The following is a 25,437-nucleotide window of genomic DNA, read 5'->3' as shown; positions in this document are numbered from 1 at the left end:
AGATTAAGACCGCTGGAACATGGCGAGCATGCGCCGTGTCACCAGGAAGCCCCCGACGATATTGATGGTGGCGATAAGTACGGAGACCGCCGCGAGTATCGTCACCAACCCCTCGCTGGAACCGATCTGAAGCAGAGCACCGAGGATAACGATCCCCGAGACAGCATTGGTTACGGCCATCAACGGGGTATGCAAGGAGTGGGAGACGTTCCAGATGACCTGGAAGCCCACAAAGCAGGCCAGTGCGAAAACGACCAAATGTGACATAAAGCTCGATGGAGCAAATGCGCCAAGGACCAGTAGAAAGGCCGTTCCCACCGCGAGCAAAAGCCCTTGGCCCTTGGTCTGTGCACGAAAGGCAGCAATCTCAGCAGCGCGTTTCTCCTCGGGAGTAGGCTCTTTCGCCTTCTCGCGTGGCTTCTGCGCGGCGATAGCCTGGACCTTAGGTGGCGGTGGAGGGAAAGTAAGCCCTCCCTCGAACGAAACTGTTGCTCCGCGGATCACATCGTCGTCCATGTTGTGGACGATCCGACCATCTTTGCCAGGTGTGAGATCGGCCAACATGTGTCTGATGTTCATGGCATAAAGCGAGGAAGCCTGGGTGGCCATACGACTTGGGAAATCAGTGTAGCCAATCACGACAACACTATTCTCCGAGACGACCTTCTCGTCCGGACGCGTAAGGTCGCAGTTGCCGCCACGCTCGGCGGCCAAGTCGACGATTACCGAGCCAGGCTTCATGGCTCCAACCATGTCTGCCAGCCAGAGTTTGGGAGCGTCCCGACCTGGGATAAGCGCCGTCGTGATGACGATATCCACCTCAGGCGCTAGCTCGCGGAACTTTGCTAGCTGCATCTCGCGGAACTCCGGCGACGAAGGCGCGGCGTATCCGCCGTTCGCCGACCCATCCTGCTGCTCCGCGAAGTCTAGGTAGTGTCCGTCCACAAACGGTAAACCGCTGAAATTATTGGAGGAATCGCGATATTGCCGCGGGCAAAGCCCGGCGGTTTCAGGTACACTTTAGATCAAGCCATTGATTCTAAAGACAAACCCGCAACCGCCGGAGCCGACAATGCGCCAAGAACGCACCGTCCAATCCAATATATTCGATCTTTTCGCCGAACACGAGATCGGCCGCGAGCTGAAAGCCATGTCGCAATGGCTGGATGAGCATCGTGATCTGCTCGGGCTGGTAGCGCAGGACCTGCGCCGCCACGGCGTCAAGGAGACCGGCCGCGAGGGCCTGCCGGCGGAGGCCGTGCTGCGTTGCGCCCTGCTCAAACAACACCGTCAGTTGAGTTATGAGGAGCTGGCCTTTCATCTGGAAGATTCCGCCTCGTTCCGGGCTTTTGCCCGGCTGCCATGGGGGTGCAGCCCGAAGAAGTCGGTCTTGCACAAGACGATCAGCGCGATCCGGGCCGGGACCTTTGAAGCGATCAATCGCGTGCTGTTGACAAGCGCCCGGCAGGACAAGGTGGAACGCGGCAAGGTCGTGCGCATCGACAGCACCGTCACTTCGGCGCTGATGCACGAACCGAGCGACAGCAGTCTTTTGTGGGACTGCGTGCGGGTGATGGTGCGGCTGTTGCAGCAGGCGGCTTCCTTGGGCAGCGCCATCTTATGGCACGATCACTGCCGCGCGGCGAAGAAGCGATCCCGGGCGATCCAATTTACCCGCGGTCGTCCGAAACGAGTTCAGCACTATCGCGCGCTGCTCAGGATCACGCGCACCACCTTGAGCTATCTCGAACAGGCGGCGGCGCAGCTGCCCTTGGCGGCGGGCCCGGCGGTCGAACGCTGGCAGGCCCAAGTCCGCCACTATAAGCCGCTGATCGAACGGATCATCGCCCAGACCGAGCGGCGGGTCCTGGCCGGCGAGGCGGTGCCGGCTGGCGACAAGCTGGTCAGTTTGTTCGAGCCGCATGCCGACATCATCGTCAAAGGCAGCCGCGACGTCGAGTATGGCCATAAGATCAATTTGACCACCGGCACAAGCGGGCTGATCCTCGACCTCGTCGTCGAAGCCGGCAACCCGGCCGACAGCGAGCGCTTGCTGCCGATGCTGGAGCGTCACATTGGCATCTGGGGCGAGCCGCCACGGCAGGCCGCCGCCGACGGCGGCTATGCCAGCCGCGAAAATCTGAGCGGAGCCAAGGCCTGGGGCGTGCGAGACATGGCCTTCCACAAGAAGTGCGGCCTCAAGATCGAAGACATGGTCAAAAGCCGTTGGGTCTATCGCAAGCTACGCAACTTCCGCGCCGGCATCGAGGCCGGCATCTCCTGCCTCAAACGCGCCTACGGCTTGGGGCGCTGCACCTGGCGTGGGCTCGACCACTTCAAGACTTATGTCTGGTCCTCGGTGGTCGCTTACAATCTCGCCCTCTTCGCCCGCCTCAGATCGAACTGACATCCCATGTCGCCAGCCAAAACCGGACCGGCGGAACGCCGGCAGTTCCCAATGCGCGCATTTCCACCAGAAATCCTGGCCGCCGCAATTAGCACCCATGAGCCACACCGCATGGCTTCAAAGCGGCCACCAAGCGGAACCCAAACGCGCTGCAAGCACAAGAAAACCAGCCGTTTATGGACGGAAACTAGGTAGACAAATTCGGCTCCCATCGATTCAATCTGTTCGGCCACCTCGGGTCGAACGTCGAAGGCCAGAGTGATCGCGCCCAGCGACGTCGCAGTACCGATTGCTGCGAGCCCGGCCACGCCAGCACCAATGACCAGCACCTTGGCTGGTGGCACCTTGCCTGCCGCCGTGACCTGACCAGTGAAGAAGCGGCCGAAGTTGTTGCCGGCTTCGATGACTGCGCGATAGCCCGCGATGTTGGCCATCGAGGATAGCGCGTCCATCTTCTGAGCGCGGGATATGCGCGGGACCATATCCATTGCGATGGTGTTCACGCCCTTCGCGACTGCCTGTTCGAGAAGCGGCCCGTTCTGCGCCGGGTAAAAGAAGGAAATCAGCGTTTTTCCTGCGGCCAGCAGATCCACCTCTTGGGGCTGCGGAGGTCGAACCTTTACGACAACGTCAGCGACAGAGAATAACGTTTTGGCGTCCGCGACTACCTCCACTCCAGCCGCTCGGTAGGCGTCGTCGGGGTATCCCGACGAAGTCCCCGCGCCACTCTCCACGAAACACTCGTGACCGAGTTTCAGAAGTTCCTTCGCACTGTCTGGCGTGAGTGCCACTCGAGCCTCTCGGTCGAGGGTCTCCTTTGGTGATCCGATTTTCATTTGGGTTCTGCCCTAAAGCGAGCGCGGTAAGACGCGACGATGGAACGACGTCCTCACGGGCGTCGGTTGCAGTGCTGCATGTTGTCGATGGATACCGCGGGCGCGCTTTGGGCGCTTATACGAACAAGCGCTGCCCTGCGGTTACGAATGCAAAGCTAGTCAAACACGAAGACGCCCTTGCCGATCTTTCGTTGCTCGAAGAGAGCGTATGCTTCAACGGCGTCGTCCAGTTGGAACTGATGAGTGAAGAGGGAATCCAGGTCGATCCCTCTTTCCGCAACAAACCCTGCGCATTCGTCCTGAAGATTCTTATTGAAAGTGAGGGAGCCGACGAGGTTCTTCTGCTTAGTAATGAGTTCGTTGCATTCGAACTGCATCGACCCATGGACCCCAACCAAACAGGTGGTGCCCCACTGCTTTATGGCCTGCAGCGCTTGATCGCGAGCAACGGCGTTGGAACTGCATTCGATCGCCTTGTCGGCACCAAGACCGCCCCTGGTCAGGTCGCGAATTGCCTGGACGGGATCGTCCTTCATCGGGTTGATGACGAAGTCGGCACCGAACTTCTTTGCCATTTCAAGACGCTCCTCGCCGACGTCCAGCGCAATAACGCGGGCCCCGAAGGCCTTTGCGAAGACTGTGCAGCTGAGTCCAACTGGTCCCTGACCGAAGATGGCAATCGTCTCGTCCGCTACTAGGTTTACCCTTTTCAGGGCCGCGTAGGCCGTTCCGCTGCCACACCCGACAGCGGCACCCGCGTTGAACGAGAGTTGCTCGGGCAATTTGATGATCGTATGAGCCGGCACCTTCATGAAAGGTGCATGCGCACCGTGGCTGTTCCCGCCGAATGCAATTCGCGTATGATCGCAGTTCTGCATCCACCCCGTTCGGCAATTCGAGCAGGTCCGGCAGCCATCGTAGTGATAGACCATCACGCGATCGCCAGCGCGGGCTTCCCACGGGCGGACGGCTGAGCCAACTTCTTCAATGATCCCACAGGGCTCGTGGCCCTCGATGACGATCTGATCCTCACGTCGCTTGGGCTCGTTGAGGTGGTTCAAATCGCTCCCGCACATTCCCGACGACTTGATCCGAACTACGACTTCATCTGGGCCAGGCGTTGGATCCGGGAAATCCCGGAATTCCATTTTACCTTCTCCAAGAAATACCAGACCTTTCATACGGGGATCCTCCACATGCCGTTTTGAGCTGATCGGGCACGCTGAAGCTAAAGCCCTCTCCTGCATCTCTGAACTATCCACGCTGGTTACAAATCTGGATGTCCAGCACAATAGGCGACGGGTCACAAACCGGCTCGGCACGCAGCTGGTTATAGTATTTTGTTATATCGCGACTGAGACCGTTTTGGCACTTCAGAAACCCATCCCTTTGGGATCGTTACGCCTGCGGCTGGGCCACTCAGAACCCATATAATTCCGCATTATACCCCTTCCGCCGCGCCACTGTTTTGAGTGGTTCTAGCATGTTACCGAATTGATAACGGGACAGCTGTGCAAGGTGGCACACCGGAGGAAAACGCCACTCTTCAACGCTATGGATCATTTGGTCCCTAGCGACTTTGGTTTCAAGCGACCAGGCACAGAATACCGGAATAACAGGTACCGGAAGCTCAGTCTCAACGCACTCGGCGACCGAACGGCAACACTGCATTTGGGAGGATTCCATGCACGCTACACAGAACAGATATCGCACGCACTCCAAGTCCGTATCGGGATCGATTTTTCGGTCGTCGGCTATCGCACTGACGGCTCTTCTCTTCGCCGGCTCCGCCATGGCGAAGGATCTAACATTCGGTTACGTCCCGGCAAGCCTCGAATATCCCTACAACGTCATGACGGCCAAGGGCTTCGAGGAGGCCGCCAAAGAAAAGGGCGTTAAAACAGTCGTCATTGACCCGCGCGGCAGCGTGGAAAAGCAGGGGAACTCCCTCGACGATCTACTATCTCAGAAGGTCGATGCAATTGGTTTCCTCCCGCTCGACTCCGTCGTCGCGGAAGGGTTTGTTGACAAGGTCAGCGACGCAAAGGTGCCAATCGTAGCTATCGCCTTACAGGTGGGCGATTCAGCGAAGCGTCAACTGAAAGACCCCTACCCAGGCCTATCGGCCCTCGTTGCAACGGACAACTATCAGTCCGGAGTTGTTGCTGGCGAGATGGCAGCTGGTCTATTGCCAAAGGACAAGACCGCTAAAATTGGCATCGTCATGGGTGATCCGGCCTACACGATCGTCAAGCTCGATACAGACGGTTTCAAAGCCGCACTGGACAAGGCTGGGGCGAAATACACCATCGTTGCCGAGCAGCCGACGAACTGGACACCTGATGAAGGCGAAGCCGTTTGCCAGAATTTCCTGACGGCTCATCCCGACATCGACCTGATCTACAGCCATGCCGACGACATGGCGATTGGATGTGCACGCGCAATCGACGCATCCAACTCCAAGCCTAAGCTCATCGCGACCGGCGGCGGATCTAAACTCGGCCACGACGCGATCCTTGCCGGGGAAATGTATGGCTCGGTCTGCACGAGACCTAAACTCCTCGGCAAGCTGATGTTTGATGCCCTATACGAGGCTACGACAAAGCCGGAAACTCCCAAAGGTCGGTTCGTGTCTTACGACATGCCTCCGATCACGAAGGAAACTATCGACTCCTGCCCTGAGCAGTGGTGAGATCTTTAGATTGGTGAATGGGAGGTGTCCTTTGCAACACGATAACCCGATCATGCAATTACGTGGTGTTGTTAAGGGATTTCCCAATGGCACACTCGCCCTGCGCGGTGTCGATCTCGACATCGAGCAGGGCAAAGTCCACGGCCTGCTTGGCGCGAACGGCGCTGGCAAATCCACGCTGATCAAAATCCTGTCCGGCGCGTATTGGGCCACGCTGGGCGACATCATATGGCGCGGCAATCCAGTGAAATGGGATAGTCCCAAGGCAGCCAACGATATGGGGGTTGCCACCGTCCACCAACACATTCCACTGGTCCCGACCCTTTCGGTTATCGAGAACATATTCCTGGGCAACCGCGGACTATGGCGTCTCTCGGCGGGCATCCGCCGAGAGTACGAGGAACTCTGCCAGCGCATCGGCTATCGTCTTGATCCCGATGCGCTGGTTGGCAACCTCTCCATTGGGGAGCGCCAAATGGTGTCCATCATGACAGCTGTCGGCACCGGGGCCGATCTGATCGTCATGGACGAACCCACTGCTTCCTTGGCGGCGGAAGAGCGTGAACTGGTTTACACCACCGTTCGGCGGCTCTCGAAGGGAGAGAACAAAGCGATCTTGTTCGTCAGCCACTTCCTGGACGAAGTGATGGCGCTCACTGACCAGGTTACTGTTCTGCGCGACGGGACAGCCGTGCTGCGTGCCAATACGGCGGACCTGGACGAAGATCGCATCGCCGAAGCGATCGTCGGCAAACAGATCGTCGCGCTCGAGCGGCAAGCGCAGGAACGGACACCGACAGCGGGGACGGCGCGTCTGCAGTTGCAGAACCTAGCCTCGAAAGGTCGATTTGGCCCGATTTCCCTAGAAGTCGGTCGTGGAGAGGTCCTCGGCGTCGCAGGTCTTCTCGGTTCGGGCCGAAGCGAATTCCTGCACGCCATCTATGGCTCAGACCGCGATGCCACCGGGACGGTGCTGCTGGACGGATTGGCTGTTGCGCGAAATACCGGAGCAGCTGTGAAGGCTGGGATGGGTATGGTCCCGGAAGACAGAATGGCCCAAGGCCTGGTCCCGGAGTTCGAGATCTGGCGAAACACCACATTGCCAGCCCTGGGCGGCGTATCCGTGTTAAACGCCATGCCCATCGAAGAACGCGAGCGCGAGCGCGGTTGGGAGGCCATCCGCACGCTGTCGATCAAAGCAAGTTCGCCCGACATTCTTGTGAAGGACCTTAGCGGCGGCAATGCACAGAAGGTTACGATCGCCAAGTGGCTCTACAGTGGCGTGAAGCTATTCCTTCTCGACGAGCCTACGGCCGGCATCGACATCGGGGCAAAGACTGACATTCTGCGCCTTGTACGCAAGCTGGCTAGTGAAGGACAGTCAGTCATCATCGTCTCTTCCGAATTCGAAGAGCTGCTGGCGGTCTCGGATCGCATCATCGTCCTGCGAGACGGTCAATGCGTCGCCGTTCGCAGCGCCCATGAGACATCCGAGCACGAATTGCTTCTGCTTGCCGGCGGGCAGGCTGCTTCCGTCGAAGCGGCCGTCCACTAACCGGCATCGTAGAGAAAGCGAGAAAACACCATGAATACCATTACACAAAATTCGGTCGAGAAAATCCCGGAGGCTCCACAAAACCACGCCGCCTCGCCTGCGACCAACTGGCGTGGCCTCTTCGGCTTGCGCGAACGAGGTGTCTATTACGCTCTGCTGCTACTGATTGCTGTGATAACAGCTTCTCACGAGTTACCTCGGCCAGTCAAATTACCTGAGCGTTTTGAATCTCTCGAACGTAGTCTATCAGTCATCGTTGATGGCGATCATGGCGGTCGCAATGACCGTCGTACTGATCAGCGGAAACTTCGACCTCTCGGTCGCCTCCGTCGCGGCGCTCGCTGCTGTGATCCTGATCGGCAACGCGGATGCGATTGGTTTCATTCCCGCCGCGGCGCTTGCGATGGCAGTGGCAATGGCAATCGGCCTGATCAACGGCTCGATCGTCCAGTTTCTGGGCATCAACGCCTTTATCGTCACTCTGGGCACGATGACCGCCGTTCGCGGCCTCGTTCTTATCTATACCGACGGTCGCTCGCTATCTGCGTCGGACCCAGACGTAATCGCAACCATGAAGGTTTTCGAGGGTGGTCGTCACGACGGCTTCTGGCTGATTGTCGCCGGCGGAGCGTTGCTGTTGGCTCTGGGTGCGATCGGCCTCGCAAGGACGCTGAGCAACAAGGCCCCGATGCGACCTTCCTCTATCGGCATGACCATCGGCGGCATCGGGCTCCTCCTGCTCGCGTGGGCATCGGGTGGTGAGCTGACGCTGCGCAATCCGGTTATCTACCTCGCCATCTTCACCACAATTGTCTGGTTCACCTTGACCTTCACAATGGTGGGACGCCGCGTTTACGCTGTCGGCGGCAACTCCGAAGCCGCCCGGCTTTCCGGCATCAACGTGCTTCTCTACAAGCTCATGGCCTTTGTGTTCTGCAGCGGCGCAGCAGGATTTGCCGGAATCCTTTTCGCCAGCCGACTGCGGTCGATCAATCCCGCTGGTCTCCAAGGAGCGGAGCTTACCGTCATCGCGGCGGCCATTCTTGGTGGGACGTCTCTGTTCGGCGGCGCGGGCAGCGTGATCAAAACCCTTGCAGGCGCGCTCCTCCTGTTTTCGCTGACAAACGGCTTCAACATCCTGAACCTCGGTGCGAACTGGCAGGGCTTGATCGAAGGCATCGTCGTTGTCGTTGCCGCGGCCATTTACACCGTTGGCGGCAACAAGTCGAAATCCAAGACTGGCGGCTGACCCAACAAACTCTAGACCGCTCGTGTGCCGACGGGCGGTCTCCTTCAATAGCCCGAAAACACTGGGAGTGACATTTCGTGACCGATATTCCACGAGTAGACTTCAACGGCAAGGTTGCCTTCGTTACCGGAGCCGGAAGCGGCGTTGGGCGGGCAACCGCTCTGGCTTTCGCCAAAGCAGGCGCGTCGGTCGCCGCAGTCGACATAAACGAAGTGGCTCTCAATGAGACCGCAGCGATCATTCGCGACGCGGGCGGAAAAGTCCTCGCGATCACCTGTGACGTCACCAAGGGCGAGCAGGTAAAGGGCGCGCTGGATAAGACTATTGAGGCGTTCGGGCGTTTGGACGCAGCTCACAATAACGCTGGCATCGAGCAGCCGGCGCAGCCAATCGGAGACATTTCTGAGGAGCTTTGGGACCGCATCATTTCGGTCAACCTCAAGAGCGTTTTCCTCTGCATGAAATATCAGATCGAAATCATGCTCAAACAGGGCAGCGGAGCCATCGTGAACACCGCATCCGGCGCGGGCGTCTTGGCGATCCGTAATCAGTCTAGCTACTGCGCATCGAAGTTCGGCGTCGTCGCAGCGAGCAAGGTTGCCGCGCTCGAGTATGCCGAGAAGGGTATCCGGGTTAACGCCATTTGCCCCGGCATCATCGATACTCCGATGATCTCGCGCTACACCAATGACACCGATGAAGGCCGCGCCTTCATGATTGCCCAGGAGCCAATCGGCCGCATGGGTCGTCCCGAGGAGATTGCTGGCACTGTGTTGTGGCTTTGCTCGGACGCGGCCGGCTTCGTTACCGGCCATGCCATGATCGTCGACGGCGGCCAGACCGCAGGAATTTAACCGGGTTTGCTGGTCAGGCGAGACACTTGACCAGTTCCGTTGCGTCTTCGAGGGTTTCCAGATTCTCGGCGAGGGCTGCGGCTCGCGCCGAAACAGTTTCAGAGACGGGGTTGGCAGCAACGGACGCGCACTCGAAGAACTTCACGCAGACATCCTCCCAGTTCATCGGGTTGTCGGCGTTACCCGGAACACGATGGCCCTCCTCTATCCAACATCCGCCGTCGCGCGTGGTGATTTCCACACGGCCAGGGGGCAACTCGAGCTTCCAGTCGAGCGCGGCGTCTCGGACCAAAGTCATCTTCTTACCAACCGCGAGCACCTGCTTGTCTTTGAGTGCTGCTTCGGTGAAGTCGGTGACGCTCATTCCCCTGCGAACCACGGCGACCGACACTAGGTACGGCAGGCTAAACTTGGCATCCGCAAGCGTCGCAGGTGCCCGTCGCTCCTCCAGGGGCTGGCACATAAGGTCGTGGTAATCGCCCACGTAGAGCCGTATCTCGGCGATTTCGTCCGGCTGGATGTTATTCCGGGTGACGATATCGATAGCAGCTTTCATATGGCTGTGGGCGGTACCAACACATGGCCAACGTTTGTAGAGTGTCCCGCTTCCGAGGAAATCACTGCCAAGCCCCGCTACGATCTTGTCGCGATCGTAGCGCCCACCAAAGTAAGTGTTCATGAAGCCATACTGGCCTTCGAATGCCTTATCGATGCCTGTCACACCCTTTTCAGCCATTAGTGTTGCGAGCACGGCTCCCTTGGCCGAGAACCCCGCATACATCCCGCGTAGGTCGCTTCCCCTGCCCGCGACCATTTCCATGATGCCCGATGACTGCATCGTCGCAATCCCCATGGCAGCAGAGGTGCGTGCCGGCGAAAGACCCAGAACGCGACTTGCGGATGCAGTAGCAGCGAAGACGGCCAGGACCGTGGACAGGTTCCAGTCCTTTTGCCAATCGACGTTGCACCTGAGCCGAGCGAATATGTCCTGTCCAGCCGCGACCGCCGCGATCAGGTCTTTTCCACTGACCCCGCCCCGGCGCTCGGCGAGCGCAATTACGGCCGGCACAATCGAGCTGGCTGTATGTTGTCCCCATGGCGTTTGGTCATCGTAATCGAGGCAATGCGCGAGCGCGCCGTTCGCCATCGCGGCCATCAGGGCCGGGGCCCTGCCTCCGAAGCCGAGGACTGTGCAATCAGGGCGACCGCCTGTTTCGGCGACGATCTCCGCGACCGCTTGAACGGCCGGCTCCATGCCGCTAGCAGCGAGAATGACGCCGAGGGTGTCGAGGATGCTCTTCTTGGCAGCCCAACGCGCGTCGTCACTCAGGCGGTCGTAAGTCACCTCGGCCGCGTGGGTGCCGAAAAGATGGACGAGATCGCGCTTATCATCAGTCATTGTCGAAAACCTTATTCTTTACGAATGCAATGATGTCGCACGAACTAGCGCCGATCTCATCCCCAACCTGCACACGACCGGGCACAGCAAGAGACGGGATATAACTCTTACTTATACCACAACCGAGCCTCGCGAGATTGGTGGTTTTCAAGTGAACTCCGAAATGGAAAGTTCAAGGCACCTACATGGAGGAGAGAACATGCCCACATTGGCTGGCAAAACCGTACTCATCACAGGCGCTTTGGGCACGATCGGCAAATCGCTTGTCTCACGCTTTGCAGAAGAGGGCGCTAAGGTAATCGCATCGGACCGTCCGGATGCGCCGAACGTCGACGAGGTCCTCAAGGACCTGGCGAAAGACGTTCGCTATCTCGGCGCTGACCTCAACCAGTTGGCCGATCTCGAGAAGGCGGTGACCCGCCTTGCTGACGAAGTCGGCGGTATCGACATCCTCGTGAACAACGCGGCATTTGTGGTCAACAAGCCGCACGAGGAGTTCTCCATCGAGGAGTATGAGGAAGAGGTTCGAGTAAACTCGACTTCGGCATTCGTCCTGTCGAGAGCCTGCAGCACTCTGATGAAGCAGAAGAAATACGGCAAGATCATCAATCTCACCTCCCTCACCCTCAACGGCAACTGGGAAGGCTTCGTACCTTACGTAGCTTCGAAGGGCGCGATGTACGGCTTGGTCAAGTCGATGGCCCGCGAACTCGGCAAGTACAACATCACGGTCAACGGCATCTCTCCGGGCGCGGTGCTCTCGGATGCCGAATGGCGGCACTTTGGTGAAAAGCGGGAAGCCTACCATCAGTGGATTCTTGAGCGTCAAAGCATAAAGCGCAGGATCGAGCCGGTCGATATCGCCAACCTCGCCGTCTTCCTATCTAGTCCGCAGGCGGACCTTATAAGCGGACAGGACATCCACTGCGACGGTGGGTGGTAACGACCGGCAATGGGAGGAACGCTGATGAACGAGATCAAGCCGAAACTGTTTGCGGACGGTTTTCTGTTCCTCGAAGCTCCAAAATGGCGTGATGGTCAGCTCTGGGTCTCGGACGTCTTCGATCACAAGGTCTATTCGCTGACGGCGAGTGGTGAGCGGTCGAAGTGTCTCGAAATTCCGAACAGACCGTCGGGACTGGGCTTCCTTTCCGACGGGTCGCTCGTGATCGTGTCGGCCAAGGATCGGAAGCTCCTCCGATACGACGGCAATTCGGTCTCCGATTACGCCGATCTTTCCTCCCACACCCAGTGGTGGCTCAACGACTTCGCGGTCGATTCATTGGACACGATTTATGTCGGCGATTTCGGGTGCGACTTCGTTGCGGGACAGCCTCCTCAGGCCACAAATATTCACCGCGTCGATCAGGACGGCTCGGTGGCCGTTGCGGCCCGCGATGTAGATTTCCCGAACGGCTCCGTAGTCATCAACGGTGGCCGCACCCTGGTCGTTGCTGAGACGTGGAAGACACGGATCAGCGCATTCGACATCGATTCCGCCGGCAATCTCAGCAACAAACGCCTCTTTGCTGATCTTTCGGGCAGGCAGCCTGACGGAATCTGCGCGGACGAGACCGGTGCGATCTGGGCCGGGATATATAACACGGGCGAGTTCGTCCGCGTGCTGGATGGTGGGCAGATCACAGACAGCATCAAATTCCAAGGGTCGGGAATCTCCTGCACGCTGGGCGGGGAGAATGGCCGTCGCTTGTTTATGACGGCATTTCTCGGAACAGAAGCCGACATGGCAGCTGGCCTACCCAAGAGCGCGGTATTTTACGTGGACCTCTAAGGGCAGCGGCCCTGAGCGCCAGGATATAACTTAAAGCTATAACGGAACCGGCTGCACCATTGTCGCCCGACGCCTCCGTGATAGCGTGATGCCAACTCAATCTCACAACAGTCTGGAACGATGAAACCGATCCTTTCCTTCCCGCCACTCGCCGGCATGGCCTATCCGAAACTTGAGGAAGCTGAATGGGTTCGGATTGTGCCCGCACCTGAACAGGTTGCCTCCCTCCCCGAGAGCGAGCGAGAGACCGTACGCGTTCTTATGACCAGCGCGACACGCGGCTGCAGCGCCGAGCTTGCCGCGGCACTCCCCAATTTGGGCTTCGTCGTTTCCCAGGGTGCCGGAAGCGACAAGATCGATATTGCAGCTCTCGAGAAGCGCGGAGTTCGCGTCCGCTGCGTAGGCGAAGCCCTGACTGATGATGTCGCCGACCTCGCTATGACGCTCACAATCATGCTCTGCCGCGACCTGGTTCGCGCTGACGCGTTCGCGCGCAACGGAGACTGGCAGAACGGGCGCTTCGAGGTAGGCGACAGCCCGGTAGGAATGACTGTCGGCATCGGCGGTCTCAGCGGTCGGATCGGCCAAGCGATCGCCGCCCGCGCGTCCGCCTCGAAGATGAAGATCGCAGGGCTCAAGCGTAGTTCCAACGAGGGCCTCGGCGCGACGCTGTATGATGGATGGGAAGCACTCGCGGAGGCAAGTGACATCCTTGTGCTGGCTGTCCCCGGAACGCCGGACCTCAAGAACATCATCGGTTCGAAGGAACTGGCTGCGCTTGGACCAAAGGGCCGTCTCATCAACGTAGGACGTGGCAACCTCGTCGACACTGAAGCTCTCATCACAGCACTGGAAAACAAGACGATCGCGGGCGCAGCATTGGACGTCCTCGATAGCGAACCGGTGATTCCGCCCCGGCTGGCGGCTTTGCCCAACGTAATTCTGACCCCGCATATCGGTGGTCAGACTTGGGGCCAACGCTCCAGAGGCGCACGGATTGCGGAGGACGAGGTTCTCGCATTCCTGGCGACCACAACGCATTGACGGCCGGCACGCGCCGCCGAGAACATTAGAGCGGGATCGACTTTGATCGATCTCCAAAGGACAGATGACATGACTGACAAGCAGCAATACACCTATCCCAAGATCGGCCTCCTGATTGACGGGGAATGGATCTACGATCGCGAGGCCCTCTGTGAGGTGGAGAACCCCAGCGACGAGACGATCCTCGGCCAGGTGCCCAAAGCCACCGCCCAAGACCTTCAGAACGCACTGGCCTCGTCTGCCCGCGGTTTCGAGGTGTGGCGTAAGACGCCTCCGACGGAACGGGCGGCCGTGATGCGGCGCGCCGCGGCGCTCGTTCGTCAACGTGCAAAAGAGATCGCGCCTATCTTCACGGCGGAGTCAGGACGCACCTACGCTGAGGTGCTAGCCGAAATCGAGCGCTCCGCGACCTTCCTGGATTGGGACTCGGAAGAAATTCGTCGCCTGTATGGTCGTATCGTACCGACGGATCCACCAATTCAGCAGTTCGTAGTCCGCGAACCCGTTGGCCCCGTTGCCGCATTCACGCCGTGGAACGTTCCGATGAGCGCTCCTTCCCGCAAGATCAGTGCCTCCCTCGCGGCTGGATGCTCGGTCATCCTCAAGCCGGCTGAAGAAACTCCCGCAACCGCGTGCCTATTCGCGCAATGCTTCCTCGACGCTGGTCTCCCCAAGGGCGTTTTGAACGTTGTCTTCGGCAACCCGGACGAAGTGTCTCGCACCCTGGTTCTATCGCCGATCACCCGTCTCGTAACGCTTACCGGCTCGATCAACGTCGGCAAGCACCTCACGAGGCTTGCAGTAGAGACCATGAAGCCGGTCCTCATGGAGCTTGGCGGCCATGCGCCTGTCCTGATTGACGAAAATACCAATGCGGACGAGATCGCGCAGTTGGCGGTAAACTGGAAGTTTCGGATGGCGGGCCAATTCTGCTCGGCACCTTCCCGGTTCCTCATTCACCGCTCGCGGTACGATGATTTCGTCGGAAGCCTCACTGAAAAGGCCAGCAAACTCAAAGTCGGTGATGGGTTCTCCGAAGGCGTGCAGATGGGTCCCCTCGCCAACCGTCGCCGCTTGGCCGCAATGGCCGACCTTGTCGACGACGCGGTTTCTCATGGAGCGAAGGTCACAACCGGCGGCAAACGTGTCGGCAATCGGGGCTGGTTCTACGCACCGACTGTCCTCGCGGACGTACCTCTCGACGCCCGTGTAATGAGCGAGGAACCTTTCGGACCGATCGCTCCGTGCACGGCAGTGGATTCCATGGACGAAGCGCTCCAGATCAGCAACAGCCTCAACATGGGCCTTGCTGCGTTCGTGTTCACCAATGACATGGAGCGCGCCAACCATCTGTCTCGAGAGCTTCAAGTCGGCTCGGTGGCGCTCAACGTGTTCACCAGCCCAGGAGGCGATGCACCGTTTGGCGGTTACCGAGAAAGCGGCATCGGCCGCGAAGGCGGGACTGAAATGTACAACAGCTACACAGTTGCCAAGACAATCGCAGAATGCCGCGTACGAGTTTGATTTTTAAGCTCAAAGCTTTAGACTCATCTTGGAACGAATGGAGGTGAGTTCTGGCGATGGTGCTCGAAATTGATCCCAAGAAGCTGCTCTACTTCGCCGCGGTGATTGAGCAGGGTAGCTTGAACCGCGCAGCACGTCAGCTGAGCGTGTCGCAGCCTGCCCTGTCGACCTCAATGGATCGATTGGAAGCTGAGCTTGGGATGCAGCTCCTCGAGCGCGGCCCGAAAGGCATTGTCGCGACAAGGAAGGGCGACATCCTTTACTGTCATGCGCGTCTCATCAGGGAAGAGATTCAGCTCGCTGAACGTGACCTGTTGAACGCGGACGATTGTCGCAGCGAGTCGATCCGCATCGGCAGTCTACCAAGCCTAGCAAGCAAAATCGTGCCGATGGCACTCAGCAAATGGCGAGAGACCCACGAAGGTGGCCACCTCGAGGTTGTCGAAAACGCTCAGGTCGATCTTCTAACAGGCCTGCTGCGGCGGGACTTCGATTTCGTAATCGGATTCACCAAGGTCTTCGACATGCTGGACGGTCTCCGTCAGCGGGTGCTTTTCCGCGACACTCTGCGGGTGATCGCGGGCATCAATCATCCTTTGCGGAAGCTGGAAAATCTTACATGGACCGACCTGGTGAAGTATCCGTGGATCAGCCCGACATCGCGGCGGACGCACACAGTGCTAGATCACATCATGCAGACTATGGATGCGCCCCTGCCCCAGATTACCGTCTGCGGATCAGTATCCCTCCTCAAGTCGTTGGTTGCCGAGACCGAGCACCTCGCCCTATTGCCCGCTCATGCCGTCCGAGAGGAAGTCGCCGAGCAGAGGCTTTTCGAGTTGCCTTTCTGGGACCCTACCCTCAATCGGGATATCGCGGTCTTCTTCCGCGAAGGCTATGTGATGGATCAACCACGTAAGGATTTGGTCGCTTGCGTCACGGAAGTAGGGATGGAGCTTTGTAGGGACAAGGAAATGGACGACGTATCGGCCTAGATTTCAGCCCGCGGTATTCGTCCTCCTTCTAAAACGGCGGCATGTGGACCAGAACGTTGAGGTTACTTTACCCTAATTGTTCGAGGTGCTCCGGATCGTTCCATGAGATAAATCTCTGCAAATGGTAGCATTTCCGCGGATTGCAGGAGAATCTCGCGCCATTCGACGTCGCTGCGCCTTGGACGACGCCTGAGCGGGGCAACGACTAGCAGTGCGAACCCGGCGTACTTTTCGTCGTCCTTGTCGGCCAGAGCCTTCTTAACGCCATCGATCAAAACGCTGTCGACATGGCTAGCTGAATGCCACATCCTGCCCTTCTGACGTGCCATGGTAAAATCACGTTGCGGAGCCTCATCCGGCAAACCTATCAGCGCGGCCACAGGCGATCCCGCCGCCAGTTCTTTTCCGACTTCAACGTCACTGCGAACCAACGCTCCGGCCACTTCGACGCCCAGCTGACTTCCGTCTTCAAAACGAAGCCATGCGTCCGGAAAGCTGCTGTTCAGCGGAAACCTGACAGACACCACGCCAGAATATTGGGCGGATATCAGCTCGACTTTGTACAAAATCGGTGGTGATTTCGGGGGCATCTGAGCAGCCCTGGGTGAATCAATTCGCCGCAGGGTCCCGGCCTTGCGCCATTCGTTTGATCGGATTCGAACGAATGGATGAGCGAACAACATGATTGTAGCCGTGAGCCGGGAGACGCGGTCCCCCACATCCTTCGCAAATGGCTGTCGCCGTTTCGTTTCTGGTTTACCGCGCCAAGCTGGGAGCATCTGCTGGTCCTGGTGATGGGTGCGCTCCTTTCGCCTGGCAAGCGAACGGTGACGGCCTGCCTGCGCATCACCGGACGCGCGGAGGTAAGTAATTTTGCCGCCTATCATCAACTCCTCAACCGAGCCCGCTGGAACCCTCGCACGTTGGCGGCCCGTCTGCTGTCCATCATTGTTGCCCGGCTCGTGCCCGAGGGCCCTGTCGTGATTGGCATGGATGATACAATCGAACGGCGTTGGGGCCAACGCATCGCCGCGCGTGGAATTTATCGTGACCCGGTGCGCTCCAGCCATGGCCACTTTGTCAAGGCCAGCGGCTTGAGATGGTTGAGCTTCATGGTTCTTTCACCTGTCCCATGGGCAAAATGTATTAAAGCCCTGCCGGTGCTGACGATCCTGTGTCCCTCTGAGCGCCATGATCAGAAGAAGGGCCGAAAGCACAAGCTGCTGACTGATTGGGCAAGGCAAGGCGTCTTGCAGCTTTGCCGCTGGCTGCCGGGCCGCGAAATCATCTTTGTCGGCGATAGCAGCTTTGCCGTTCATACACTGGCTGCGGCTCTTCCCGACACGGCCACTCTCATCACGCGGTTGCGTCTGGATGCCAGTCTCTTTGCTCCACCAGATCAACGGCACGAACATACGCTCGGGCGACCGGCGCAAAAAGGCAGGCCATTGCCGAAACTGAAAACGCTCCTCAAAGACGCAAAGACCGAGTGGCAGCGCATCGTCGCATCGTCCTGGTACGGCAAGCAAACCGACAAAACCCTTGATGTCACATCAGGAACCGGCCTCTGGTATCGGCGTGGAACGCCCCCAAGACCAATTCGCTGGGTTCTCGTTCGCGATCCATCAGGCCGTCGTGAACCCCAGGCGTTCATGAGCACCAACGTCAACCTTGAGCCCGCTCAGATCATTGCCTATTTCGTTCGGCGCTGGCAGATCGAGGTCACCTTCGCCGAAACGCGAGCGCATCTTGGCGTGGAAACCCAACGGCAGTGGAACGACAAAGCCATCATGCGCACGACCCCGTCGCTGCTGGCGCTCTACAGCCTCGTCACACTCTGGGCATGCGATCTGCTCGGTCATGGCGTCCTTCCCTATGCCGCCGCCTGGTACAAGAAAACAGAGTTCACCTTCTCCGATGCCATCGGTGCGGTTCGCATGATCCTGTGGGATCAGGATATTTATCGACAGCACCCGCCAGACCCGGACATTCCTGAAACTCAACCAAGCCGCCTCAAGCGGATGACACAAGCACTTTGCTTCGCTGCATAATGTACAAAGTCGAGATCAGATCCTGAACCGGTAGGATCTCCTCTTTAAGTCGCTTCCACGGCTTGGCCCCGCGACGAAATCTATCGAGGTTGTCGCCTGAAATTGTTCTTTCAACCAGGGGAGAAGTGATTCCGCGAAGTCGCTGAGGCGACACTCCGTCGGTATGCGAAACTTCCTCGTATAAGTTGCCTAGTTCGTCTGTACCAAATTCCATTCATTGCGCTCCAATTCACGTCAACAAAGAAATGGTAGTCGCTTGCGGACGTTCACTTTTGTCCCGACGCCTTCCGACCTCGCGTAGTTGTCCTCGAGGGAATGCTGCTTCCAAACTCCGCCCACCATGCTGCCAGAGCATTCATGGTGGGCTCTAGTCCCCTTGCCTTCTCAGTCATCTCGTATTCGACGCGAGGCGGAACCTCCGCATAGATCGTGCGCGACACGAGACCGTCAGCTTCCAGATCGCGCAGCTGCGCGGTCAGCATATGCTGCGTTATCCCCGGGATCGCTTTGCGTAGTTCGTTGAACCGATAGACCCGCTGATTGAGAAGCCACATGATCTCGAGCTTCCATTTTCCCGAGAGCATCGCAAACGCCCGGCGCATCTCCTCGTGCATGTCGACGTCGTGCGTCGCAATAGTCTGCTTTTCCATACTTACTACGTCGAATTCATCCTACTTGCGCTGTTCGATCTAATACCACACTTTCGATGCGAACACCGGAGCAACCAGAGAAAACTGCTCCGGGCAGCGCAAATCTCAAACGGAGCAAGCTGTCGGGCCGACCGACCGCAATGGAAAACTCATGCCTGGATTCTACGTCTATTGGACCGCAACGATCCTACTCGTTCTGCTTTACCTGTCCTCTGCTGTCACTTACCTAGTCAAAACCGAATGGGTACGCCGAAGAATCGTCGGTTTCGGATATCCGGCCTATCTGGTCCCCGTTCTGGTCACAGTGAAGGTTGCTGCCGTAGTGGCAATTCTCGTTCGCTTCAACGTTGCGATTAGTGATCTGGCCTACGCGGGAATGTTCTTTCACCTCCTCCTATCCGGCCTTGCCCATGCGGGCGTTCGCAAGTTTGGTGGCGCGGTTCCTGCCGTGATCGGATTGGCGCTACTCGCCACCTCGTTCTCCACTCAAAACATCGGCCGGCAAGTTTCGTCGCCGTACGCATTCCATAAATCGCTCTAGACCACAGACGAAAAGGACACCCACATGAAGAAGCTATCTGGCAAGGTTGCCATTATCGCTGGTGCCGGCAGGGGAATTGGGCGAGCCACGGCCGAGCTATTCGCCGGAGAAGGAGCGAAAGTCGCTGTCTGGTCTGTTACTCCGGCGAACGTCACCGCGGTCGTCGATCATATTCAATCCCTGGGTGGTAGTGCGCTCGGGATAGAATGCGACCTCAGCGATGGCGATCAGATCACGAACGCCGTTGCTCAAGTCGTGGAAGCTTTCGGCGGGATCGACATCCTTGTGAATGTCGCCTTTGATCCCACAGTGGTTCACTCTTCGATCATCGACCTTTCTGTTGATCAGCTGCAACGCAACTTCGACATGGGGCCGATTGCATATCTGCGAACGATGCAGGCTTGCTATCCCCACCTCAAGGAGCAGACATCACGATGCACCTTGTTGGGTTGGTTGAGCGTCAATCAACCGGGGTTGGCGGCTACCATAGCGACCGCCGACGCCTTTTGCGAGTCTGACGTTGCCTGGAGGCTCATACAGGTAACGATGGTTGGTAGCGTAGCGGTGGCGCTTGAGAACGCCATCGCGTCCGAGTTGGTGGACGGTTGTGGTGCTGACGCCAAGCTGGCGGGCGACTTCCTCGCCGGTAAGCATGCCGCTCTCGCGCAACCGTTCGAACCGGGTCTTCAGCCCATAGGCTCGACGAACGAGCATGACCTTCTTCAACGTAAAAGGCTCACCGCGCCAATTGCGATGCCCAAGTGCGTTGAGACGACTGGCAATCTGCTGGTCGTTGTCGGTCTCCAGCAGTTCGTTGATCAACGCTACGACCGCTTCCGGGGTCTTGCGGATCACTGCCATGGGCCGGGGGCGAGCTACTGCCAGGCTTTGTGTGCGACCTCCGCGCCAGCGTATGTGCATGTTGATCTGCTCGTCGACCAGCAGTGTCACGTCTTCGATGAGGAGGCCAAGCATGCGTTTACGCTCGACGACGCTCGTGCGCTCGTTGCTCCAGACGCTAGGAAAATCTGCGGCCAGCGCCCGAATCCGTTCCTGCGCCGCGCCGTCCAGCAATGACTGGTCTGTTTCGTTTTGACGCTCATGTTCGCGCTGAAGCGCATCGAGGTCGCGTAGCTTCCCATTCCAGTCCGCTTCGAGTGCGTCGGCAACCAAGCGGTTGTCGGAGTCGACCTTCAGATAGCGGCGGCGTGCGAGTTCAGCCTCATACCGGGCGCGCTGTAACTGCTTGTCGCGCAGCGAGGCAGCTTGCTCGACACGTTGTGAGATCTCCTGCTGCACCGCCAGCGCGACCTCTATCGCCGTCGGTGCCATTGCTTCAAGCAGCAACGCGCTGACCGCTTCATCGATCGCAGGTCCTCTTGCCCATTGGCAGGTCTTTCCAGCGTGACGAACGACGGCCTCGTTGCAGACGTAATAGGGACGAAGCTTGTCCTCGAACTGTTCATAATGGACCCGCATGCGGGCGCCGCATCGACCGCACAAAACTCGACCTTGCAACAAGCCGCTGCCCTGGCGAGGCATACGACCCCGCAGGCCCGGAGAAAAACCGACTGCATTTTGTTCCAGGCTTGATTGATTACGCTCGAACTCATCCCATGAGATATAGCCTTCGTGGGCCTGAGGGATGAGCACCTGCCAGTCGGACCTCGGCATCTTCTGCTGTACGGACTTCAGCTTGGCATTGTAGACAGTGCGTGTGCGTCCGTACGCGAAAGCGCCAGCGTATCGGGGATTGTGCAAAATCTGAAGCAGACGGGAGTGGTCTATCTCGCTCCAAAGGACATCACCCTTGCCGAGACCGCGCCGAATGCGCCGAGGAAACAGGATCTTCTCGCTACGCAGGCGGCGCACGACCGCACAAGCTGAGCCCGCCTCCCGGAAGGTATCGAACAGCATGCGCACCGTGTCCTGGATCTGGCGATCCGGATCGAGCACCACGCGCGTATCAGGCGTGTAAACGAATCCGATCGGCAACGGTAACTCGAGCTCCCCACGACGCGCCTTATTAAGAATGCCACCTTGCAGTCGAGACTTCAGGATGTGCAGTTCGGCCTCACTCATCGTGCCCTTCAATCCGAGCAACATACGATCGTTGAAGGACGCCGCGTCGTAGACGCCATCTTCATCCATGATGAGCGTGCGCGACATGGCGGCCAACTCAAGAAGGCGATGCCAGTCAGCATTGTTGCGAGCCAGGCGAGATACTTCCAGTCCCAGCACGATCCCTGCGTGCCCCATCGCGACCTCGCTCACCAAGCGCTGAAATCCGTCGCGGTCCTGCGACTGTGCACCGGAAAGGCCGAGGTCGTTGTCGATGACGTGGACGCGCTCAATCGGCCAACCCAGCGCCACCGCCCTGTCCCGCAATGCATATTGTCGCTTCGTGCTCTCGGTGTTCTCGAACACCTGACGAAGGGAGGACTGGCGGACGTAGAGAAATGCATCGCGCCGCAGGTGATCGGCACTAATCTTCATGGCGTTATCAGTAGACATGGCTTCCTCCTGTCTCTGCTGCCAGCACCATATTGGCGAGCATGTGCACGAGCTGGCGATCGTGCGCGACCACTGAAGTTGTCGTGGACCGAGGCGCCGACTGCTGTCGCGCTATCGTGGACTGCTCTGGCGTGATCAGCACGGCCAGGCCGCGCCATAGTCCGTGAAAGACGATGGCGCCCATCCGCCTTGCGCAAGCCGTGCCGCAAACAACATCGGCGCGGAGCGCTTCGTAAATCTCCTTGCCGTTCGCCGGCATGGTGATTGCGTGCGTCCGCCCGTCATCGTTTTTTTTTACGCGCCACCGCGCGTTCGATACTGCGAGGATGGACGCTGATGCCCAGTCTCGAATGCACCAGTTCCGCCAGCGAACGGGCCTGCAGTTGGCCGTTCGCATCGAGATGCTCCTCGACGAGACGCATGACCTCGCCAGTAAGCTTGTGGGCTGACTTCGGCCCGCGGGTGCGCGGCAAGAGGCCGGCAATGCCATCGCGCTCGAACGCGGCCTCCGCTTGATAATAGGTCTGCCGGGACAGCCCGAAAAGCGCGGCCGCATCGGCTTTGTTAGTGCCGTCTTGGCGGGCGTGACGAAGCATCTCGTACTTCACTTGCACGAGATCGAGCGGATCAAAGAAACCTGCTTCCCGGAACCAGGACGCGTGGACGCCCTCGGGTCTGGGGTTGAGAGCGCCCATCTGGCGCAGGCGATCGGGCTTGCTTTCTTTGGTCATAGGCGCCTCCTGCATGTAACGTAAAATATGCCGCTGCCGACTTTAGTGTCAATTGAATTATATCGAGCTATTAGCCAAAGCGCTTGCATTATAATGATACTTCACATAAGGAAGCCGTCGCAAACATCGTAGTCGCGGCATAATTACCTTGACATTTGCGGCGTAATTTACTTGACGCATCTTCAATCTCCATGGTGGTCCTTGATGTGAGCAATCAATGACGCCAGCGCCGACAGATCGTCTGGGCGCGAGAAGGACCGACCTGCGGCTATCTGGCGGAATGCGTCGATCTCATCGACATCCGTCCACGAGGCCGGCAGCGAACGCAGTCGTCCTTGAACGTCATAGAACATGACGCGGTCTTCGCCCCAATTCTGCTTGCGCGTCGCCAGAACGAAACGCTGGCCACGCCAGGGATGAAAGGGGTGCGTTACTTCAAACTCTATGCGCGCTTGGCTAGTTGCACGAGCTGCAGTCCTGGACTTGAAAGAAAGCGAGTGGTGAAGGTCGCGTGATCAACTTTGCGTCCCTCGCCGGAATTCTCGGTATGCCGCCTTACGCACCATATAATCTCGCGAAGGAGGCGGTGCGCGCACTAACCCGCTCGGCAGCCCGTGAGTGGGGTCCAGATAACATCACGGTCAATAATTTGCTCCCGGTGGCCGACACCTGGGGAGCCGGGCCAAACACTCCGCCGCCCACGAACGCTCTTGGCCGGCACGGTTCTCCCGAACTCGATATCGCCCCGGTCGCCCTGTTTCTAGCTGGCAATGATTCACGGTTTATCACGGGTTCGAGTCTCACCCCGGACGGCGGTCAGATCATCGACGGCGCTAGGTGACGGCTACTGAGGCATTTGCAGAGAAGTCTCGGTCCGCTTAGATACGCTCGATGCGGACCGGGAATTCACCGCGCACCTTCAAAGGGTCAAATCCCTCGTCAAAGTGTCCAAGACGGATAAGGCCATCCCACTTGTAGTCGCCATAGAAGAGCGCAAGGTTCCCCCACGGCTTGAAATAGCAGAGGTCTCCGGGCTGTTCGTTGTCGAATGGTCCGCTCCCCTCCTCAGTCAACTTGCGCGGCAACCGCACGATTTTCTCATTGTGACTGTAGTCCTCGATCATAAGGTCCAAGGGCAACATCGAGGCGAAGTCCCGGGCGGATGGACTGTCGTAGAGCGTGGCGGTCATTCCAGTGTCCGCAAACGTAAATTTGACGCGTACCGGGGCAGAACCCTGGTCGTTAGCGCTAGCGGCCTGAAGGCCGAACCCGACACTCGGTACAATCATCGCGGCACCCATCCCAAGAAGGCTTCCACGGCTTGTGATCATTGACTTTATCGCCTTGGCCTCTCCGATGAACGCCATGCGAGGACGGCAAAAAGTGACGACCCAGCAAGCGCGACTGCCGCGAAAAGGAAAGTGGTTTGCCAACCCGCCTGATCGAATAGTACGCCACCGACCGACGCACCGGCAGTGATAGCCAACTGGATGACCGCCACCTGGAGACCGCCGCCGGCTTCCGCATCATCAGGCATCGTCCTGCTCAGCCACGTTCCCCATCCAACGGGAACTGCGGTCCCAAGAAGCCCCCACCCCGCGAGAAGCAGTGCCGTTATGGTGACAGAAGACCCGTACGCCACAAGTCCAACAGCTACTGCGGCCATCGCAAGGGGGACGACTCCGAGGATACTGAACAGCCGGGTGCGCAGCAGCCCACTGATAACGTAGGTACCCAGGACGCCTGCCAGGCCCATCACAAGTAGGAGAAGTGACAGCGTCGATACGGACACCATCGTCACGGTCTCGAGGAAAGGGCGCAGATAAGTGAACAGAGCGAACTGTCCCGCAAAAAGTAGCGTGATGGAAGCCATACCGAGCGAAACCCGCTTACGCAGCAGCAAACTGAAAACGTGCGGCGATCGATCTCGTTTCTGTGGCAGTAATGACGGCAGACTTACCCACTGCCAAACCAGAGATGTCAGCGCGAGCGGAACGACGGCGAAGAACGCTCCGCGCCATCCAATATAGCTGCCCAGTAAGCTTCCCAATGGCGCAGCCACCGTCGCGGCGATCGCATTGCCTGCGTTTAGGGTGGCCAAGGCCTTAGGAACAGAGTGGGCAGGCACCAATCGCATGATGATGGCCGTGGACATCGACCAGAACCCGCCTATGGCGATCCCTAGGAGCGCCCGACCGATCATGAGCACGGGGTAGTATGGCGCGAAGGTCACGATCACTCCGGATATCACGAGGAGCAGTGAGAATGCCGCCAGCACGAGACGTCGATCAGCTCCCTTGGTCAGTCTCGCTACAAAGAGACTGGTGAGGACCGCAAATATCCCGGAGACCGAAATCGCTTGTCCCGCTCGACCTTCCGTGACGCCAAGATCGCTGGCGATCGGTGACAGAAGGCTCACGGGCATAAACTCGGAAGAGATGAGCACGGCCACGCAGAGAGACATAGCGAAAACCGCGCCCCAAGCGCCAGATCGGGTATCGGAGGCAGGAAGATCGTCGGATTGAATGAGAGCTTGATGTGTCATGCCCCAAAGATAAGACGGATCGACTTCGGTGATTACCTGGCGCAATTCGCTTGTAGTT

General features: G+C 58.5%; 21 protein-coding genes and 5 pseudogenes. 14 read left to right on the top strand and 12 right to left on the bottom strand.

Annotated elements, in window-relative coordinates:
• Positions 1-3 precede the first annotated feature (3 nt).
• Positions 4-933, bottom strand: a pseudogene (locus tag LPU83_RS71610) (Re/Si-specific NAD(P)(+) transhydrogenase subunit alpha); the annotation flags it as partial.
• 139 nt (positions 934-1,072) lie between these two features.
• Here LPU83_RS71610 and LPU83_RS71605 point away from each other — a divergent pair.
• Positions 1,073-2,407, top strand: a complete 1,335-nt coding sequence (locus LPU83_RS71605) for an ISNCY family transposase (protein ID WP_037069090.1) — start codon at positions 1,073-1,075, stop codon at positions 2,405-2,407.
• 188 nt (positions 2,408-2,595) lie between these two features.
• Here the strand turns inward: LPU83_RS71605 and LPU83_RS71600 are convergent.
• Together LPU83_RS71600 and LPU83_RS71595 are read right to left on the bottom strand one after the other, a co-directional pair.
• Positions 2,596-3,243, bottom strand: a pseudogene (locus LPU83_RS71600) (Re/Si-specific NAD(P)(+) transhydrogenase subunit alpha); the annotation flags it as partial.
• A gap of 155 nt (positions 3,244-3,398) precedes the next feature.
• Positions 3,399-4,424, bottom strand: coding sequence for a zinc-dependent alcohol dehydrogenase family protein (locus LPU83_RS71595; RefSeq protein ID WP_024318704.1), 1,026 nt, complete (start codon positions 4,422-4,424; stop codon positions 3,399-3,401).
• 488 nt (positions 4,425-4,912) lie between these two features.
• On the opposite strand from LPU83_RS71595, the gene LPU83_RS71590 reads away from it, so the two are divergent.
• The 4 genes and pseudogenes from LPU83_RS71590 (at position 4,913) to LPU83_RS71575 (ending at position 9,593) form a co-directional block, all read left to right on the top strand.
• Entirely contained in the window at positions 4,913-5,935 is a 1,023-nt protein-coding gene (locus tag LPU83_RS71590; protein WP_024318703.1) for a sugar ABC transporter substrate-binding protein, read from the top strand.
• A 52-nt stretch (positions 5,936-5,987) separates the two neighbouring features.
• Positions 5,988-7,490 carry a sugar ABC transporter ATP-binding protein gene (locus LPU83_RS71585; protein WP_051166772.1) on the top strand — a complete coding sequence of 501 codons (1,503 nt, stop codon included), beginning with the start codon at positions 5,988-5,990 and terminating at the stop codon, positions 7,488-7,490.
• A gap of 30 nt (positions 7,491-7,520) precedes the next feature.
• A pseudogene (locus LPU83_RS71580) lies at positions 7,521-8,739 on the top strand (ABC transporter permease).
• A gap of 77 nt (positions 8,740-8,816) precedes the next feature.
• Entirely contained in the window at positions 8,817-9,593 is a 777-nt protein-coding gene (locus tag LPU83_RS71575; RefSeq protein ID WP_024318701.1) for a glucose 1-dehydrogenase, read from the top strand.
• Positions 9,594-9,606: 13 nt separating this feature from the next.
• Here the strand turns inward: LPU83_RS71575 and LPU83_RS71570 are convergent, their stop codons facing one another.
• On the bottom strand, positions 9,607-10,992 hold the full coding sequence (locus LPU83_RS71570) for an MmgE/PrpD family protein (protein WP_024318700.1): 1,386 nt from the start codon (positions 10,990-10,992) through the stop codon (positions 9,607-9,609).
• A 199-nt stretch (positions 10,993-11,191) separates the two neighbouring features.
• Here LPU83_RS71570 and LPU83_RS71565 point away from each other — a divergent pair, with 199 nt between their 5' ends.
• The 5 genes from LPU83_RS71565 (at position 11,192) to LPU83_RS71545 (ending at position 16,347) form a co-directional block, all read left to right on the top strand.
• Positions 11,192-11,935 (top strand): SDR family oxidoreductase, encoded by a 744-nt coding sequence (locus LPU83_RS71565; RefSeq protein ID WP_024318699.1) that lies wholly within the window; start codon positions 11,192-11,194, stop codon positions 11,933-11,935.
• Between the two features lie 24 nt (positions 11,936-11,959).
• Positions 11,960-12,784, top strand: a complete 825-nt coding sequence (locus tag LPU83_RS71560; protein ID WP_024318698.1) for an SMP-30/gluconolactonase/LRE family protein — start codon at positions 11,960-11,962, stop codon at positions 12,782-12,784.
• A gap of 120 nt (positions 12,785-12,904) precedes the next feature.
• Positions 12,905-13,828, top strand: a complete 924-nt coding sequence (locus tag LPU83_RS71555; RefSeq protein WP_024318697.1) for an NAD(P)-dependent oxidoreductase — start codon at positions 12,905-12,907, stop codon at positions 13,826-13,828.
• Between the two features lie 69 nt (positions 13,829-13,897).
• Positions 13,898-15,352 (top strand): NAD-dependent succinate-semialdehyde dehydrogenase, encoded by a 1,455-nt coding sequence (locus LPU83_RS71550; protein WP_024318696.1) that lies wholly within the window; start codon positions 13,898-13,900, stop codon positions 15,350-15,352.
• 56 nt (positions 15,353-15,408) lie between these two features.
• A complete protein-coding gene (locus LPU83_RS71545) occupies positions 15,409-16,347 on the top strand; it encodes a LysR family transcriptional regulator (RefSeq protein ID WP_024318695.1) in 939 nt (312 codons plus the stop codon).
• Between the two features lie 62 nt (positions 16,348-16,409).
• Here the strand turns inward: LPU83_RS71545 and LPU83_RS71540 are convergent, their stop codons facing one another.
• On the bottom strand, positions 16,410-16,937 hold the full coding sequence (locus tag LPU83_RS71540) for a hypothetical protein (protein WP_040681010.1): 528 nt from the start codon (positions 16,935-16,937) through the stop codon (positions 16,410-16,412).
• Positions 16,938-17,015: 78 nt separating this feature from the next.
• On the opposite strand from LPU83_RS71540, the gene LPU83_RS71535 reads away from it, so the two are divergent.
• Complete coding sequence (locus LPU83_RS71535) at positions 17,016-18,398, top strand: IS701 family transposase (RefSeq protein WP_037068948.1); 1,383 nt, start codon at positions 17,016-17,018, stop codon at positions 18,396-18,398.
• Positions 18,399-18,664: 266 nt separating this feature from the next.
• Here LPU83_RS71535 and LPU83_RS71530 read toward each other — a convergent pair whose 3' ends face one another.
• Positions 18,665-19,048, bottom strand: coding sequence for a winged helix-turn-helix transcriptional regulator (locus LPU83_RS71530; RefSeq protein WP_024319263.1), 384 nt, complete (start codon positions 19,046-19,048; stop codon positions 18,665-18,667).
• Positions 19,049-19,199: 151 nt separating this feature from the next.
• Between LPU83_RS71530 and LPU83_RS71525 the strand changes: the two genes are divergently transcribed.
• Positions 19,200-19,589 carry a DoxX family protein gene (locus LPU83_RS71525; protein WP_024319262.1) on the top strand — a complete coding sequence of 130 codons (390 nt, stop codon included), beginning with the start codon at positions 19,200-19,202 and terminating at the stop codon, positions 19,587-19,589.
• 24 nt (positions 19,590-19,613) lie between these two features.
• A pseudogene (locus tag LPU83_RS71520) lies at positions 19,614-20,009 on the top strand (SDR family NAD(P)-dependent oxidoreductase); the annotation flags it as partial.
• 9 nt (positions 20,010-20,018) lie between these two features.
• On the opposite strand, the gene LPU83_RS71515 reads toward LPU83_RS71520, so the two are convergent.
• The 4 genes from LPU83_RS71515 to LPU83_RS71500 form a co-directional block, all read right to left on the bottom strand.
• Positions 20,019-22,103 carry a recombinase family protein gene (locus LPU83_RS71515; RefSeq protein WP_040681007.1) on the bottom strand — a complete coding sequence of 695 codons (2,085 nt, stop codon included), beginning with the start codon at positions 22,101-22,103 and terminating at the stop codon, positions 20,019-20,021.
• Positions 22,093-22,362: a hypothetical protein gene (locus LPU83_RS75015; protein WP_024319304.1), complete on the bottom strand. Its 270-nt coding sequence runs from the start codon at positions 22,360-22,362 to the stop codon at positions 22,093-22,095. The genes LPU83_RS71515 and LPU83_RS75015 overlap by 11 nt, the downstream gene beginning before the upstream one ends.
• Before the next feature lie 22 nt (positions 22,363-22,384).
• Positions 22,385-22,834, bottom strand: a complete 450-nt coding sequence (locus LPU83_RS75010) for a helix-turn-helix domain-containing protein (RefSeq protein ID WP_037068933.1) — start codon at positions 22,832-22,834, stop codon at positions 22,385-22,387.
• Between the two features lie 182 nt (positions 22,835-23,016).
• On the bottom strand, positions 23,017-23,226 hold the full coding sequence (locus LPU83_RS71500) for a DUF5372 family protein (protein WP_231052163.1): 210 nt from the start codon (positions 23,224-23,226) through the stop codon (positions 23,017-23,019).
• Positions 23,227-23,324: 98 nt separating this feature from the next.
• Here LPU83_RS71500 and LPU83_RS71495 point away from each other — a divergent pair.
• Positions 23,325-23,675: pseudogene (locus LPU83_RS71495) on the top strand (SDR family NAD(P)-dependent oxidoreductase); the annotation flags it as partial.
• A gap of 37 nt (positions 23,676-23,712) precedes the next feature.
• Here the strand turns inward: LPU83_RS71495 and LPU83_RS71490 are convergent.
• Both LPU83_RS71490 and LPU83_RS71485 read right to left on the bottom strand, forming a co-directional pair.
• Positions 23,713-24,165, bottom strand: coding sequence for a cyclophilin-like fold protein (locus LPU83_RS71490; RefSeq protein ID WP_024318278.1), 453 nt, complete (start codon positions 24,163-24,165; stop codon positions 23,713-23,715).
• A 5-nt stretch (positions 24,166-24,170) separates the two neighbouring features.
• A complete protein-coding gene (locus LPU83_RS71485; RefSeq protein WP_024318279.1) occupies positions 24,171-25,379 on the bottom strand; it encodes an MFS transporter in 1,209 nt (402 codons plus the stop codon).
• Positions 25,380-25,437: the final 58 nt, after the last annotated feature.

The sequence above is a fragment of the Rhizobium favelukesii genome (assembly GCF_000577275.2).
In the GTDB taxonomy this organism is placed as follows: domain Bacteria; phylum Pseudomonadota; class Alphaproteobacteria; order Rhizobiales; family Rhizobiaceae; genus Rhizobium; species Rhizobium favelukesii.
The sequence above is the reverse complement of the archived record's forward strand: the minus strand, read 5'-3'. Positions and strand labels throughout refer to the sequence as shown.